The sequence below is a fragment of the Pseudomonadales bacterium genome (assembly GCA_024234615.1).
GTDB lineage: Bacteria > Pseudomonadota > Gammaproteobacteria > Pseudomonadales > IMCC2047 > JAJFKB01.
The window spans coordinates 56803-72018 of the sequence record JACKNY010000002.1 but is presented as its reverse complement, the minus strand read 5'-3'; the positions used below and the strand labels follow the sequence as shown (position 1 = coordinate 72018).

Annotated in this window: 13 protein-coding genes; 8 read left to right on the top strand and 5 right to left on the bottom strand. The window is 46.2% G+C overall.

Annotation, left to right across the window (positions count from 1 at the left end; all coding sequences use genetic code 11):
• Positions 1-117: 117 nt before the first annotated feature.
• The 3 genes from H6995_09515 to H6995_09505 all read left to right on the top strand — a co-directional run bounded on the left by H6995_09515 (position 118) and on the right by H6995_09505 (position 1817).
• Positions 118-753, top strand: coding sequence for an AzlC family ABC transporter permease (locus tag H6995_09515; GenBank protein ID MCP5215231.1), 636 nt, complete (start codon positions 118-120; stop codon positions 751-753).
• Positions 750-1082, top strand: coding sequence for an AzlD domain-containing protein (locus tag H6995_09510; GenBank protein MCP5215230.1), 333 nt, complete (start codon positions 750-752; stop codon positions 1080-1082). Before H6995_09515 ends, H6995_09510 begins: the two co-directional genes overlap by 4 nt.
• Before the next feature lie 330 nt (positions 1083-1412).
• Positions 1413-1817 carry a DUF4332 domain-containing protein gene (locus H6995_09505; protein MCP5215229.1) on the top strand — a complete coding sequence of 135 codons (405 nt, stop codon included), beginning with the start codon at positions 1413-1415 and terminating at the stop codon, positions 1815-1817.
• An 80-nt stretch (positions 1818-1897) separates the two neighbouring features.
• On the opposite strand, the gene H6995_09500 is transcribed toward H6995_09505, so the two are convergent.
• Complete coding sequence (locus H6995_09500; protein MCP5215228.1) at positions 1898-2209, bottom strand: PilZ domain-containing protein; 312 nt, start codon at positions 2207-2209, stop codon at positions 1898-1900.
• Between the two features lie 216 nt (positions 2210-2425).
• Here H6995_09500 and H6995_09495 point away from each other — a divergent pair, with 216 nt between their 5' ends.
• Entirely contained in the window at positions 2426-3106 is a 681-nt protein-coding gene (locus H6995_09495; GenBank protein MCP5215227.1) for a response regulator transcription factor, read from the top strand.
• A gap of 69 nt (positions 3107-3175) precedes the next feature.
• Positions 3176-4639: a FecR domain-containing protein gene (locus H6995_09490; GenBank protein MCP5215226.1), complete on the top strand. Its 1464-nt coding sequence runs from the start codon at positions 3176-3178 to the stop codon at positions 4637-4639.
• 116 nt (positions 4640-4755) lie between these two features.
• Here H6995_09490 and H6995_09485 read toward each other — a convergent pair whose 3' ends face one another.
• Complete coding sequence (locus H6995_09485) at positions 4756-5148, bottom strand: hypothetical protein (GenBank protein ID MCP5215225.1); 393 nt, start codon at positions 5146-5148, stop codon at positions 4756-4758.
• Positions 5149-5513: 365 nt separating this feature from the next.
• On the opposite strand from H6995_09485, the gene H6995_09480 reads away from it, so the two are divergent.
• From H6995_09480 to H6995_09470, 3 genes are all read left to right on the top strand, one after another.
• A complete protein-coding gene (locus tag H6995_09480; protein MCP5215224.1) occupies positions 5514-6962 on the top strand; it encodes a DUF853 family protein in 1449 nt (482 codons plus the stop codon).
• A gap of 23 nt (positions 6963-6985) precedes the next feature.
• Positions 6986-9643 carry a CHASE2 domain-containing protein gene (locus H6995_09475; GenBank protein MCP5215223.1) on the top strand — a complete coding sequence of 886 codons (2658 nt, stop codon included), beginning with the start codon at positions 6986-6988 and terminating at the stop codon, positions 9641-9643.
• A gap of 199 nt (positions 9644-9842) precedes the next feature.
• On the top strand, positions 9843-10109 hold the full coding sequence (locus H6995_09470) for a hypothetical protein (GenBank protein ID MCP5215222.1): 267 nt from the start codon (positions 9843-9845) through the stop codon (positions 10107-10109).
• 77 nt (positions 10110-10186) lie between these two features.
• Here H6995_09470 and H6995_09465 read toward each other — a convergent pair whose 3' ends face one another.
• From H6995_09465 to H6995_09455, 3 genes are all read right to left on the bottom strand, one after another.
• Positions 10187-11503 (bottom strand): amidohydrolase, encoded by a 1317-nt coding sequence (locus H6995_09465; GenBank protein MCP5215221.1) that lies wholly within the window; start codon positions 11501-11503, stop codon positions 10187-10189.
• Between the two features lie 63 nt (positions 11504-11566).
• On the bottom strand, positions 11567-12637 hold the full coding sequence (locus tag H6995_09460; GenBank protein MCP5215220.1) for a type II asparaginase: 1071 nt from the start codon (positions 12635-12637) through the stop codon (positions 11567-11569).
• A 59-nt stretch (positions 12638-12696) separates the two neighbouring features.
• Complete coding sequence (locus H6995_09455) at positions 12697-14979, bottom strand: DUF255 domain-containing protein (GenBank protein MCP5215219.1); 2283 nt, start codon at positions 14977-14979, stop codon at positions 12697-12699.
• Positions 14980-15216 lie beyond the last annotated feature (237 nt).

The following is a 15216-nucleotide window of genomic DNA, read 5'->3' as shown; positions in this document are numbered from 1 at the left end:
TTGATTCGAGAATTGATAACAAGCATTATCGATCCTTTGTTTATTCCAAATTTAGCCAACAATAAGACCAACAATTTGTCCACGTACTCCTCTGCATTCAAAGCGTCAACCCCTGTCATGTTCGGTTATATCCCCATGGGAATAGCCTTTGGTGTTTTGTTCCAAAATCTTGGCTATGAATGGTATTTTGCGCCACTCATGGGTTTATTGGTCTATGCCGGGGCTGCGCAATTTATGGCGGTAGGGTTGTTAGCCGCTCAAGCGTCGTTATTGGAAGTTACTGTTGCTATTTTTATTCTCAATTTGCGTCATATGTTTTTTGGGGTTTCGCTGTTAGGGCATTATCGGGTAAGAGGGTTGAAAAAGTTCTATTTGATATTTGGACTGACCGATGAAACCTATTCTTTGATTACTGCTACGCATGCGTCATCAGCTTCAGATCAACAGGGCTATTATTTGGCGTTGACGGCCTTTAATCACTTTTACTGGGTGTTGGGCTGCACGGTAGGGGCGGGAATCGGCATGGCGGTAGAATTCGACGCTACTGGCATGGATTTTACCCTAACGGCACTTTTTACAGTGCTCCTGATTGAGCAGGTTAAAAAGTTGCGGGAGACTTTGCCCTTTCTGATTGCGCTTATATGCGGCATCTTTGCGCTGTTGTTTTTTAAGGATCAGATGTTGTTGGTTTCAATAGCTTTATCCATTGTTATTTTGTTGCTGCAATTTCTCTTGAGTGGGCGACTTCAATGAACGATAGTGTTTATCTGATAGCCGTAATTTTGGTGATGGCGACGGTAACCTTTATCACGAGAGTTATTCCTTTTGTGGCCTTTGAAAATAAAAAAGATCACCCGTTGTTGCTGCATTTAGGCCGTTATATGCCGCCCTCTATCATGACATTGCTGGTGCTTTATTGCCTAAAATCCGTCGATCTAAGCACGTCACCTTATGGTTTCAATGAGCTCAGTGCGTTGCTGATCACGACAGCTCTACATCTTTGGCGCGGGAACCCGTTGCTCAGCATTTTTGCCGGCACGATTTATTATATGATGGCGCTACAGCTAGGTTGGTTTTCTTAGCTGGTTTAATTGATATTTTGCGAATTTGGTTTTGCCACGATTTTTCAACTCCCCAGCTTGCCTTCCGCTGCTGGTATTCCAGATTTTACAACTGTTTACATCTGTCTACTTATAAATTGCACTCGCTTGTAAGAAAATTGACCGGTGATTGGCAGCAGTCACTATGTGAGTGCATTCAACAGAGCTGCACCAAAGAAAGACATTGCACTCACTGGCTTTTGGCGGTTCTAGAGATTGAGTCACTGCACGGATGTGGTTATTCCTGAAAACGTCCTGATCATGGTCAGTGAAAAGGATGGTATTGATTAACTTATAAAGTGGAGCATGACGATGACTAAACTTGTGGATATTGAAGGCGTTGGAAAAACATATGCAGCGAAAATGGAAAAAATCGGTGTAAAAACAGTGGAAGAATTATTGCGGCAAGGGGCTTCCAAAAAAGGAAGAACAGCGCTTGCGGAAAAAAGTGGCGTTAGCGACAAGTTGATACTGGAGTGGGTAAACAGGGCGGATCTGACACGCATTCGAGGGGTTAGTACACAGTACGCTGACTTACTCGAAAGTACTGGTGTTGACTCCGTGCCTGAATTAGCCCAGCGTAATGTCGAGAATTTACAGCAGAAGATGGCGGAAGTGAATGCTAAGAAAAAGCTGGTACGACTTGTACCTGGAATCAATAGTGTATCGAGTTGGGTCGAGCAAGCAAAAAAGCTACCCAAGTTAGTGACGCACTAAATATGACCTAGCCGTTTACTGGGGGACTTTGTCCCCCTTTCTATTTATGGTGTTGGATTTTAGAGAAGTGATTTAACTATTTAGATAAACTTAAGCCCGATGCCCCATGCTTTGCTAAATACAACGCGAACACTAAGGTGGTGCCCTGGCTGATCTTCAGAAAGCGCCTGATCGCAGAGTATCCCCTCAATGAGGATGTGTAATTTATCGTGGACACGGAATTGATGAGTTGCCTCAATAGGCTTTATCAATAGCCCGTATTCAGAAATATTGATACTGGTACCGTACCAAAATTTATTGGGCCCGGCAGTTAAAACCACTGGTAGGCTGCAGCGCACACGGCGATATTTTCTCCTATCCTGCGCGCCGCTATACAAGGTGCATTCGTTCATAACTGTCCGATTATTGTTTGCTTTTATGATGTTTTATAATTTAAAAACCTTAGTAGGTACTTATGGTAGCCTGGGACTTTAAATCAGAGAAGATCGCTGCTGTAAACAAATGTAAACAGGCTCTGCGCTTAATTCATGTGGATGACGCTAGCGTATAGAATGATGCTGTACTCAAGGTTAACTAGTGTCGCGAATTGGCTTACGGAGGAATTGGACTTGAATATTGGATTATTGGAAGATGACCAGCCGCAGTCTGAGATGCTCTGCGATTGGTTACGAGAGGAGGGGTTCACAGTATCCGTCGCTGCCACTGGCGCTCAGTTTATTCAATTGGTAAAGAGTCAGCTATTTGATTTGCTGATTCTTGATTGGGAGTTACCTGACACTAGCGGTTACGAGGTTCTAAAACAGTTAAGAGGAGTGATGACAGTGGCGACGCCAATACTCTTCACAACCCAGCGTGATGAAGAGCATGATATCGTTTCAGCACTAGAGGCGGGTGCTGATGACTACCTTATTAAACCGCTACGCAAAGCTGAGCTTCTAGCGCGCCTCAAGGCTGTGTTAAGAAGATCAAATACAGAGCCGCCTGATTTATCCTTAGTGTTGGGGCCGATTGAATTAGATTTGGGTACCCATACCGCCAAGGTAAATGGTGAGGAGGTAAAACTGACCAATAAGGACTTTGATTTGGCGGCTTTTATGTTTAACAATTTAGGTAAAATCTTATCGCGAGAGTATTTGCTAAAAATGGTTTGGGGCATTGGCCAGGATATCAACACGCGAACGGTTGATATGCATATTAGCCGTATTCGGCGTAAATTGAACATTAACCAATCGATTGGATATAGCCTAAAGACGGTTTATCAGCATGGCTATCGGTTGGAAAAAATTTAGATTCTCAGCTCTTTCCGGCCTTAGCGCTGGACTGGATTGATCAGCTAAAAAAATAAAAGGGAGCACTGCATGGGGACAAAGCTTAAGAGAGCGATTTTCCTTATATTATTTTTGATGGGGTTATCGAGCAAGCAGGTTCTGGCGCAGGAGTGGATTTATACCGTTACGAAAAACGACAGCCTATGGAATATTTGTGCCAGCTATGTGAAGGAGCCCCTATGCTGGATTAAATTAGGTCAATACAATCAACTGCCTAAGCCGAATCAGTTAACGCCAGGTCATGTCCTTCGAATTCCCTATTCATGGTTGAAAGCTATGCCAGAACCGGCGCAGGTTGTCTACAGCAAAGGTGAACTTAGCTATATACCGGCGGTTAAATTAGCCAAACTACCCTGGCGAGAAATCACTCAAATACCCTCTCTCGAAAACCTAAAAAAAAGCGGAATTGAACCTCAGCCGCTGCCCTCGGATAATAGAATATATATGGGAGACCGGCTGATTTCGGGTAATGGTAATGCCCTCATCGAGTTTACGGATGGAACGAAAATGATGATTCGGCCACATAGCGATATCATTTTTAATAGGCTCTCTTCTAAAGAAGGGGCCAGCTTTATCGATACCTTGCTAATTTTGAAACAGGGTGAGGCAGTCAATAGCGTCAATCCGAAGAAACAGAAGAAATCGCGTTTTAGCATAGATACGCCGGCAGGAGTAGCGGCGGTGCGTGGCACTGAGTTTCGGGTTAGCGTTGTTGCTGGTGAAAATGATGAAAATAAGCCGGGCGCAGCAACGCAAAACGTAGCTATTATGCGTAGCGAAGTGCTGCAAGGAAAAGTAGCTGTTATTGGCGGTTCGGATAATAAAGCTCAAAATATTGATGCCGGGTTTGGTATCAAAATGGAGCAGGGTAAACCGGCGCCACCTCCGCGTAGGCTGCTACCTGCTCCAGTCTGGAGTGATATGGGTAGTGCTCGTGAAAAACTGCCATTGACGGTTACCTGGCAAGAAATTCCCGACGCGAAATATTACCAACTGGATTTATATGATGAACGGGGACTTATAGAAACAATCGCTGTGGAGAGCAATCGTCATACCTTTACCACACTGGCTGACGGAAAGTATCGTATCATTGGGCGTGCAGTCGATAAAGTTGACCTTAAAGGTATTGATGCGGAACGGGATTTTGCGCTTTATACGCCGCTGATTGCGCCGACACTCACGTCGGCGGGGTTAAAGGTTGCAGCGTCGGGAACAGAGGCAGAGATAAGCTGGAAGGGTATTGATGATGCAAGTGGTTATCATATCGAGATTGCGCGTGACGCGGAATTCAGCGCCTTGCTGGTAAATCAAATATTGGCTGAACCCTCTTTCAGCTACTCATCGCACCAGGCTGTCTACATTCGAGTGAGTGCTGCGTATGAAGGCAAAGGTGAGAGCGACCCAAGTTCAGTACTGCTCTGGCAGCCGGAACCGGACTACAGCAAAGTTATCATCGGTGTTTTTTCAGTGTTACTAGTCATCGCTATACTGTAGCCAAGTCATTGCTACTACTAGCAGTGGAGATGGTCTCCGCTCGTCGTTTTATCAACTAAATCTACTCGGCGACAAGCCGCCGAGTAGATTCTTCAAGCGATCATTTCCTGCTTATTCTATTTCAGCAGAGACGATAGTTTATCTTTTGCTTCGTCCATGGATTTATCTTTGGACTGTTCTGTTATTTTCTTGTCAGCATCACCCATGAGCTTATTTTTGGTATCATCAATCGTTTCTTCCAGTTTGGTGTTAATACTTTCTGTGGCAGTATCTTTTGCATTTTCAACCATCTCCTGAGCCTTATCCTTGGCGGCTTCATAGGTATCACTGGCTTGTTGCTTCGCCATATCCAGGCTGTCAGTTGCCGTGTTTTGTATATCGTGAACAGTATTACCCGCTTTTTCAGTTGCTGTTTCCATGGTTGATTTCACGCTTGAAGATTCATCTCCGCAAGCGGTTATGCCTAAAATGATCAATGTCGATATAAAAATTTTTGTTAGCTTGGCCATCTTTGTTCTCCATTTCTAATGAATCGGATTACCAATCGATTTCGGTAATTACAACGCATCCTAGCACAGGCAAACGCGGGCAATTGTAAAGCCTTGTAAAATGTTAAAACGCCGCTTCAACAGCAGCCGAGCCTCCGAACTTTGGTGCCAGCTTCCATCAGTCTTGGCGCCGAAGGAGGTGATATTATGGATCAATTTTGGAATGATCATAGTGCGCCAACCTTGGGTTTTATGAGGTTGGCATGATTTCTGGTTAAGCGCAGATAGAACGAAAAGGGCGAACGGCTCTTCTTTCCTTTTTATACCTAAGAAGGTTTAATCGTATATGATGTTTTTTATTATCCTCACGGGGCAGGGGGAAGAAAGTGAAAAATGAGTTATTAATTGGTGGCGCACCGCACCCGGTGTCTCTAACGTTAAAATATGCCAATCGACATGGCTTGATTGCCGGCGCAACAGGTACGGGAAAAACCGTCACCATGCAAGTGCTGGCCGAGGGCTTCTCGAAATTGGGTGTGCCGGTTTTTATGGCGGATGTGAAGGGTGATTTGTCCGGCATGTCAGTGGCGGGTAAAGCTCACCCTAAAGTGGATGAACGCGTCAAGGCCATTGGCATACAGGATTTTACTTTCGAAGCCTTCCCGGTTAGGTTTTGGGATCTATTAGGAAGCCAAGGAATTCCGATTCGTTCGACAATATCTGAAATGGGGCCGCAGTTAATGTCCCGGCTAATGGATTTGAATGAAACCCAAGAAAGCATACTAACCCTGGCCTTTGAATTTGCCGATGATGAAGGCTTATTGATGCTGGATATGAAGGATCTTCAGACAACACTGGGGTTTTTGTCCAGCGGTGACGCAGGTCTTCAGGCGGAATATGGTTCGATATCCAAGGCCTCTATTAGCGCTATTTTGCGGCGGTTAATGATGCTTGAGCGAGATGGTGGTGAAATCTACTTCGGTGAGCCTGCGCTGGATTTAAATGATCTGTTGCAGCGGGACGAGCAGGGCAGGGGCGTGGTTAACATATTGCAAGCACAAAAGCTGATTCAGCATCCGCGGACATATACTTCCTTTCTGTTATGGCTGTTGTCTGAGTTATTTGAGAACCTACCTGAAGTGGGGGATCAGGATAAACCCAAAATGGTTTTCTTTTTCGATGAGGCGCATCTGTTGTTTCGGGGGGTGCCGAAAGTTTTCCTAGAGAAAGTCGAGCAGGTGGTTAGGTTAATACGCTCCAAAGGGGTTGGTGTCTACTTCATCTCGCAAAGTCCGGGAGATATCCCTGATACAGTGTTATCGCAATTGGGGAATCGAATACAGCATGCGTTGCGAGCCTATACGCCTAAGGAACGTAAAGCAGTCAGGGTTGCAGCGCAGTCATTTAGATCGAATCCTGCACTTGATATCGAACAGATTATTGGCGAGTTGGACGTTGGTGAAGCCCTTGTATCAGTGTTGGAGTATAAAGGTGCACCATCGATAGTACAGCGTACTCTGATTTGCCCACCTGGATCTCGTATTGGACCGATTGCTGAGTCAGACTGTGCTCTCCAGGTGAAGCAGGATAGTCTCTTGAATAAATATCAAACTAGAGTCGACCGTGAATCTGCTCATGAAATACTTGAATTACGAGCCGCCAAAAAGTTAAAACAACTGCAAAGCAGTCGAGCTAAAAGCACTCCCAGAAGTCGAAGTGGTTCGCGTCAAACTGCGGGGGAAGCATTTTTAAAGAGCGTGGTTAGAAGTATCGGTAGCGGATTAGGACGGCGTATCGTGAGAGGCCTGTTAGGCTCCCTTCTAAGCGGCAAGTAACGTTAAAGACGCTTATTGGCAAAATGAATTGGCAGCCTAAAACCATCCAAATTTTTCGAGTGAATTTTCCCCGCCTAGGAGTAGCGGCGATTATCGTCTTGTGCATAGCCGGGTTGTCCAGCAGCGGATGGCTGAAACCATTTGATTTGTTGCTCTATGATTGGGGACAGAAATTAGCGAATCGACCGGCATCTGAAAACGTTCTGATCATTGGTATCGATGATGCCAGTCTTGCTGAGATTGGACGCTGGCCCTGGTCAAGAGACTATCATGCGCGACTGCTGGAAAAATTACATCGAGCATCGCCAAAAGCCATCGTACTGGATATCATTTTTGCAGAACCGGATTTACAGAATCCACAATCAGATCAGCAATTAGCCGACACCATCGGCAATACCGGTAACATTTTTCTACCGGTTTACATCAGTCAAAGTTTGAACGGCAAGCAACTACTGGAGGTTTCACCTATATCTCAGTTCGCGAGCCGCGCAGCAGGTCTGGGGCACGTTCATTATGAAAATGATGAGGACGGCGTCTGTCGTTCGGTGTACCTGAAGGAAGGTCTCGGCGAGCCTTCCTGGCCACACATTGCCGTTGAGGTTGCGGCATTTCTTGGCCAGATAAATTTAGATCAGCTTCCGGGCGAGCGCAGGCTCGAACAGATAACGTTGAATACTTTAAAGGTACAGCGAGACTACCGGAATCAGATTCCCTTTTCAGGAGCGAATCAGCGCTTTGTCAGCGTTTCCTATGTCGATGTGCTGAACGGAAAAATCTCGGATGAACTGATCAAGAATAAGGTCATTTTTGTTGGCGCAACCGCAGCGGGTCTTGGGGATAGAGTTGTAACTCCAACCAGTTCCGAGGAAGTTACGCTGAATGGGGTTGAACTGAATGCGACTATTTATCAAGCTCTGGTGCAGCACCAGTTTATTCACGTCATCTCCACCAAAGGTTATTGGCTATTCACTCTTCTGGCATCCTTGTCGATCACCTTGATCAGCGCTTTCTTAGCCCCGCGGGCGCTCATGTTATTTTTGTTGCTCGGAATAGGCGTAACCAACGCCAGTGCCCTGGCGGCGTTAAATACTCTCGGTTTTTGGATTCCACCAACGGGAGTTAGCATCGCTTTTCTCCTGAGCTATTTACTCTGGAGTTTGCTGCGTTTGCAGCAGGCATTAGCTTATTTTCGACGCGAACTGAAGCAGCTCGCGCAGGAAAAATCCATCATCGAGCAACCCCAAAATAGCGTAGGTCTTTATAGCGGTTTAGAATTTCTCAGCTCAATAATCCCGCTCAAAGGTTGGCTGGTGAAAAGCGCTGCTGGCGAAGTGAAAAGTCAAGGTGAGGTCAGTTCAACGGCTGTCGTCGAAGAGCCCAGGCTACATATTTGGAAGCACTCTGGCAGCATATCTTCCATACAGATCGAATGCGAGGATAAGCCCTACAACCTCTACTTGTTTTGGGAAAAGGGTTCAGGTCAGATGCTAAGTGAAGCTGAACTGGGGATGCTTGCTGCTTTGATTGCACCCTTTATGGGTCGAGCACCAACAGATTTGCCAACGGCGCCGGAAGCTATTACCGCCGCGATTCTCCAGCTTAACCAAGCGAACTCCTCGTTTCGAGAGGTTAGTCATTTCGCACAGCATAGTTTGGCGAGCATGGTGGATGGCGTCGCTATTACAGATAAAAGTGGTCGTCTGCTATTTGAAAATGAAGTCTTTAAAAAACTAGTGGGGACATCTGATCAACATTTTTCAGGTCAGATTCTAGAGTTATTGGAGCGTTTAACTCTGGTGATGGATGAAAGTTGGCAGCAGGAACTGGTCGCTCTCTATAAAACAGGGAAGCCGGTTCAATCTGAAGCGGTAAACTTTGAACAGCGGCACCTGCTTTGTCAGGCCCATACTCTAAGTGGCGATAGCGATGAGCAATTCGTTATTTTTGTCTTAACCGATATCAGTATTTTGAAGGAGTATGAGCGTGCCAGAGATGAAACCCTTAATTTTCTTTCCCACGATTTACGTTCACCGCTGGTTTCCATTTTGGCGATTATTGAACTGGCACGTAATCGAAAGTGGAAAGAAAACCCGGATGCAATGCTTGATGAAATAGAAAAATATGCCGATAAAAACCTTAAAGTCGCTGACAATTTTTTACATTATGCACGCGCTGAAGCGAGCAATGAGGTCAATTTTGAACTGACCGACTTACATAGAGTGGTGAGCGGAGCTATAGATGAAGTGTTTCGGCAGGCTGAGTTCCGGGGGATTACTTTTCACCAGGCAATTTGTGATGAAGATATTTGGATCATGGGGCAAGGCGATTTGCTGGAGCGGGCGGTGACTAACCTGCTTTCCAATGCAATAAAATTCAGCCAACCGGAAAGCACCATTTTTATTGAGCTGAAAGTCGAGAATGGCCGGGCTATTTGTCAGGTGAGAGACCAGGGTGTGGGCATTACGGCTGAGGATATAAAGAATATTTTTGAACGCTTCAAACGGGCTTCATCAGGTGCAGCGAAAGAGCGGTTAGGGGCGGGGTTAGGGCTGCGTTTTGTTGATGTGGTGATGCGTCGACACAAAGGCTCAATCGCAGTGACAAGTGAACCGGGACAAGGTGCGACATTTACCATCAGCCTACCGCTTTATGTGGGTGACGCAGATTTTTTTCACCAGTAGCGCAAAAAATGTCGATTATTGAGAAATATGGTCAATAAAATTTACATTACCGATTCTCTGAAATAGGTTTTTGATAATAACCTTTTGGAAAATAAGATAATATTTATTGTGGCACTTAACTTGCTTGATAAATAATACAAAGACAGACCTCTTTTAGTTATTAACAAAATGTTGCGATAAGATGAATTCTGGGTGCTGTATGTCAGAGATTATTCCAAAAGCCAGCCTTGAAAAGTGGGCCGTAAAAAAGTTTCGCGAACATCGTTCTACCATGGAATTGATGGCGTTAGCAAAAAATAATCTTGAGAGAACTGCTGTCGCTATAGTCGCATTACTTGAAGTTGATCCAGCAACTCGCTATCAGGGTATGTGCGAAGAAGAAACGGCCTATTTAAAGGCTTGTCATCGCTATCTTAATGCTCTGGTCAACGACCCAGGCGCCGCACGCTCTATTTCAGTACGCTAGCTTTCTTGCTGGTAATAACCTAACGACCAGCGGTTCCTCACACTTTCCGACTATTTCTTCTAAACCCTGGCGGTGCCTTATTGGCTTGCTGCTAGGTAGTCGAACGCCAAAGTTGAAAGCGTACGCACGCCATTTTTCAAAGCGCGGTCGTTTACATAAAAGTAAGGACTGTGGTTGCTTGCAGCTTCTTCAGCTGCAACGCCATCTTGTTTAACACCGAGAAACACATAAAGTCCGGGGATTTTCTCTTGAAAGAAAGAAAAATCTTCTGCGCCCATAATCAGCGTGCTACCAGTAACATTTTCTTTACCAACCGCCTTCTCAAGCGAGGGCAGCATTTTTGCTGTCAATGTGGGGTCGTTATAGGTGACGGGTGCATAGGGGTCGATAATGATTTCAGCACTGGCACCAGCACTTTCGGCGATGGCCGTCACCGTTCTCTGTAGGCGATGGAGTAACTCCTCTCGCACACCGACGTCGAAGGTGCGAATAGTGCCGTTCATAATAACCTCAGCCGGAATAATATTGCCGCGCACGCCGCCATGAATGCTACCGATGGTGATGACGGACGGTGCTGTGGTAATGTTCAGCTGGCGGCTTGGAATCAGCTGCAAGGCGGTCATGATTTGTGCGGAAACTATGATGGGGTCAACGCCAACCCATGGAGAGGAACCATGTGCTTGCTTGCCATGAACAATAATTTTCAGGTTATCGGCGGCGGCCATCGCCCCTTTTGCTCGATATTTAATAACACCTGCTTCATCGGGCCAAACATGTAAACCGAAGATGGCTGCCGGTTTATACGTACCCCCTAAAACGCCTTCTTCAATCATCAGTTTGGCGCCACCTTTCTCACCAGGTGGTGCTCCTTCCTCCGCAGGCTGGAAAATAAATTTAATCGTTCCGGGAATTTGGGCTTTCATGTCAGAGAGGACTTTTGCCGTGCCTAATAAAATTGCAATATGGGCATCATGTCCACAGGCGTGCATCACACCCACATCCTGGCCCAGATAGTTTGCCCGCACCGTTGAGGCGAACGTCAGTCCGGTTTTCTCCTCCACCGGCAGCGCATCCATATCAGCGCGCAGCGCAACCACAGGGCCTGGTTTTCCGCCTTTTAAAATACCTACAACCCCGGTGTGGGCGATTCCAGTTTGGACGTCGAGTCCCATCTCTTGAAGCTGCGTCGCTACCCTTTTTGAGGTATTAAACTCGCGGTTTGAAAGCTCCGGATTTTGATGGAAGTAGTGTCGCCATTGAATGACATCCTGCTCGATTCGATCACTTCCGGCTTTGATTGTGGGGTCCAGACTTGCGCTCTGCGCAAGAGCGGGGCCGGGTAATGTCAGCCATACCCCTAGAACGGTGACGATATTGATCAATTTTATTTTCATTTTCCAACTGTCCTCTTTGATGTTAGATTATTCTGAATTAACCAGAGGTTTCCCTTCAGTTATTCAGTACTCAAAAAACAGGCGCTGAATTTCGGCGCTATCACTATATTTCGTCAACGCTAGCATCAGTAGAATACGACTTTTCTGCGGATTAAGATTATCTGCGACAACAAAGTCGTATTTTTCGTCATCTACTTCCGCACCAAGAGTCACGCTGCCGCTACCCACTCTGCTGGAGCGCACCACTTGAATGCCTTGCTGACGTGCTTTGATCATCGCGCTGAGCGTATTTTTGTGTTGATTACCGTTACCAACGCCAGCGCTGACAATGCCGTCCACTTTACCGGCTATTGCTGCGTCTATGTAACGAGTACTATTGTGCTGATGCCCATAAATAATATCCACCTGGGGAAATTTCTCTAGCGCATCAATATTGAATTCGCTTTGATAGGTGTGTTTACGTGTTGATTCTCGGTAGAACCGAACTGAGCCGTAGTAGACATACCCAAGTGCACCAAAATTTGCGGCTTCAAATGTTCCAACACTGCTAGTATTGGTTTTCGTCACATCACGTGCGCTATGTATCCTGTCATTGAGGACTACCAAAACACCCTTACCCACGGCATTTAGGTTGGCGGCGACGGATACGGCGTTATAGAGGTTCAGCGGGCCGTCAGCGCTGAGCGAGGTTGAGGCACGCATCGCGCCAGTTAACACTACGGGTTTTTTACTTTGGGTAACAAGGTTGAGAAAGTAGGCGGTTTCCTCCATCGTGTCGGTTCCATGAGTGATAACAATACCGTCCACCTCTTCGGAAGCAAGCAATTGGTTCACTTGTTTTGCTAGTGCTAGCCAATGCTGGTTGCTCATGTCTTGGCTGGATATTTGAAACGCCTGCTTTCCGCTTACCTGTGCTATGTTTTGAATTTCCGGTACCGCTTCAAGCAACTTTGCGACAGGTAGTTGTGAGGCTTGATATTCAGCCGCTGTTCCCGATTGGGCTACTCCGGCGATAGTGCCGCCTGTGGCAATAATTGTTATTTTGGGAAGTGTATTTGCGGTGCTGGCGATTGGTGCCCAAGTGAGGACTGCGAGGATGCTCAGTATCCAGTAGAAGAGAAAATTTCGGGTCATTAAAGTTTTCCTTCAGTGTAGAGTATGTGAATGAAGTAGAAGGCTACGCAGTGAAAATCTTAATGGAAAATCATCCTAATTTGTTCAGGTGCCAAACAGGCTGAGTCATTACAGGCTTGAAAATTTAGCTCGATGATGAGCGGTAACCTTTTTGCTGGCGCATTCAGTTCTAGAAATATGCCAACCTTGGTGCAATCATCTATCTGTTCATCATGCTGTGGTTCTTGGTAACGGACATTTATAATCTCCCAGCCTTGTGTTTGTGTGCCCAGGGCAACGCTGGTTGGATACAGTTGAGGGTTTTCAGGTTCAGCACTATTAATATGCCAACCTTTGCGTATTCGTAGCAGTAGCGAAAGCTGATGGCGCTGTTCGGTGGTTGTGTGCAATTTGTCTTCAACTTTTACGCTCCCTTCTGCCGCGTACTGAAGCCTGGTGGGGCTTACTGTAAGGTGTTGCGCAATACCCGTTAACATATGGCAGCTAGCGGTAGGGGCTTGGCTCAGCACCCCAGAAAAGCGCTGGATAAGTTGGGCAATATGACTCTCAATTCCAATGTTTTTTTGACGCTGGTTAAGTGCCACTAATGCCGTCAGAGCGACAGAGTTTCCTGAGGAGGTTGCGCCGTCAAAATAGGGTTGAGCGCGAACGATCATTGGGCCACTGGCATCCAACTGGCTACAGTAAAAACCTCCGTTTTCTTCATTCCAAAATAACGCAGTCATTTGCTGATAAATTAGCTTGGCTTTAGTGAGCCAATCCGTATTGCTGGTTACATCGTAGAGTGTTATTAACGCTTGCAGGTATTGGCTATAATCCTCGAGGTTTGCAGCGGTGGTAGCTTTACCCTTACGGTTGATTCTATATAGATTAGCTTCATCGTCACGGCTCTGGCTCCAGAGGAAGAGAGCGGCTTTTGCCGCAGCTTCGATATAAGTTGGCTTGTCTAGCAAGTAGCCGGCTTCCGCTAATGTCGTGATCATCATACCGTTCCACTCGGTGATAACTTTGTCATCTAACAAAGGCGCTACGCGTTTTGAACGCACCTGGCGAAGAGTCTTTTTTAGCCTGCTCAGGTCGTTTAATAGTGCTGACAGAGTTACCTGTAATTGGTCGGCGCAGTGTTGGAGAGATTGTGGCAGGTAAAGGATATTGTCACCCTCAAAATTACCTTGTTTCGTGACGCCATAAACCTGTTCCGCCAGTTGTAATTGTTCAGGCTGAAGTAACTGCTTAAGCTCTGCGTAGCTCCAAACAAAAAACTTACCCTCTACGCCTTCACTGTCAGCATCGGTGGCAGAGAAAAATGCGCCTTTATCCGAGCACATTTCGCGTAACACATAATCAAGTGTTTCCTCACTGATACGTCGAAACTCGGATATGCCCGATATTGCGCCGCCACTTAATGCCCAGCTACGCGCATAAAGACGAGCCAGTTGTGCTTGGTTATAAAGCATCTTTTCAAAATGCGGCACCAGCCAGCAGTCGTCGGTTGAGTAACGGTGGAATCCACCTGCCAGTTGGTCATAGATGCCACCGTGAAGCATCGCTGTCAGTGCCTGCTTCAGGGTGGCCCACTTGGGGTTGTTGTTGAGTGCGTCTGGCTCCCGTTCAAGCTGATCGAGAAATAACCACAAATTACATTCATTAGGAAATTTTGGCGCCGAGCCAAATCCACCATGCACGGAATCCTGATTGGCTAAAAGCTGTGCGAGTGCTTGTTCAATCTGTTTTTGCCCGACTTCTAGTGCTTGCGCGCGGTGAGCTAATTGTCGGTTAATCGCTGTGGCTACGGATGTGGCGTTGCCCAATAATTCTTCTTGGTTGGACTGCCATAGCTGGTTGATGCGCGCTAGCAACTGTTTAAATTGCTGTGGCGGGAAGTAAGTTGCACCGTAAAAAGGTTTAGCTTCTGGGGTTAAAAAGCTGCTCATTGGCCAGCCTCCATGACCACTGATAAGCTGTACCCCCGTCATATATATTTCATCTAAGTCTGGTCTTTGCTCGCGGTCGACCTTAATGCTAATAAAGTGACGGTTAAGGATTGCTGCCGTTGCTTCATTATCAAAACTTTCCTCTTCCATAACGTGACACCAGTGGCAGGTGGAGTAGCCAATGGAAAGAAATACTGGTTTATCTTCTGCTTTCGCTGCGGCGAATGCTTCGTCGCCCCAGGCGAACCAGTTAACAGGATTGTGGGCATGTTGTAGCAAGTAAGGTGAGTCTTCGAGAATTAGCCGGTTAGTATAACGAGGTTCTTTGCCGGCCATATGGTGTGTACGAACTTCGTAACTGCCTTTTTTTGAGCGGCGTGCTTGCTGTAGGTGCGTAGTAATAGACATGAAAATAAGGCTCGGTTTTTCGGCATGCTCTCAGCGGAGACGGGGATAAGACATTCTAATATAGTTCAAAGCACTAGTGGAAATCTTCAGCTAATCAGGCTCACGATACCCATCGTGAGTTTAGAAAAGGTGATCAGTCGTGTTTTGAAAAAACTAACAGAAGGATAATAAAGTTAGGGGCAAGATAAGGGGAAAGTAGGCTGTTAAAACTGGAAAAGGTTTTTTTAAGCTAATTGT

Excerpts from the sequence above, each read along its gene's own strand:
- H6995_09500 (MCP5215228.1), bottom strand. The coding sequence starts at position 2,209 with ATGAACGAATGCACCTTGTATAGCGGCGCGCAGGATAGGAGAAAATAT.
- H6995_09505 (MCP5215229.1), top strand. The coding sequence starts at position 1,413 with ATGACTAAACTTGTGGATATTGAAGGCGTTGGAAAAACATATGCAGCG.
- H6995_09460 (MCP5215220.1), bottom strand. The coding sequence starts at position 12,637 with ATGACCCGAAATTTTCTCTTCTACTGGATACTGAGCATCCTCGCAGTC.
- H6995_09455 (MCP5215219.1), bottom strand. The coding sequence starts at position 14,979 with ATGTCTATTACTACGCACCTACAGCAAGCACGCCGCTCAAAAAAAGGC.
- H6995_09485 (MCP5215225.1), bottom strand. The coding sequence starts at position 5,148 with ATGGCCAAGCTAACAAAAATTTTTATATCGACATTGATCATTTTAGGC.
- H6995_09515 (MCP5215231.1), top strand. The coding sequence starts at position 118 with ATGTTCGGTTATATCCCCATGGGAATAGCCTTTGGTGTTTTGTTCCAA.
- H6995_09465 (MCP5215221.1), bottom strand. The coding sequence starts at position 11,503 with ATGAAAATAAAATTGATCAATATCGTCACCGTTCTAGGGGTATGGCTG.
- H6995_09490 (MCP5215226.1), top strand. The coding sequence starts at position 3,176 with ATGGGGACAAAGCTTAAGAGAGCGATTTTCCTTATATTATTTTTGATG.
- H6995_09510 (MCP5215230.1), top strand. The coding sequence starts at position 750 with ATGAACGATAGTGTTTATCTGATAGCCGTAATTTTGGTGATGGCGACG.
- H6995_09475 (MCP5215223.1), top strand. The coding sequence starts at position 6,986 with ATGAATTGGCAGCCTAAAACCATCCAAATTTTTCGAGTGAATTTTCCC.
- H6995_09470 (MCP5215222.1), top strand. The coding sequence starts at position 9,843 with ATGTCAGAGATTATTCCAAAAGCCAGCCTTGAAAAGTGGGCCGTAAAA.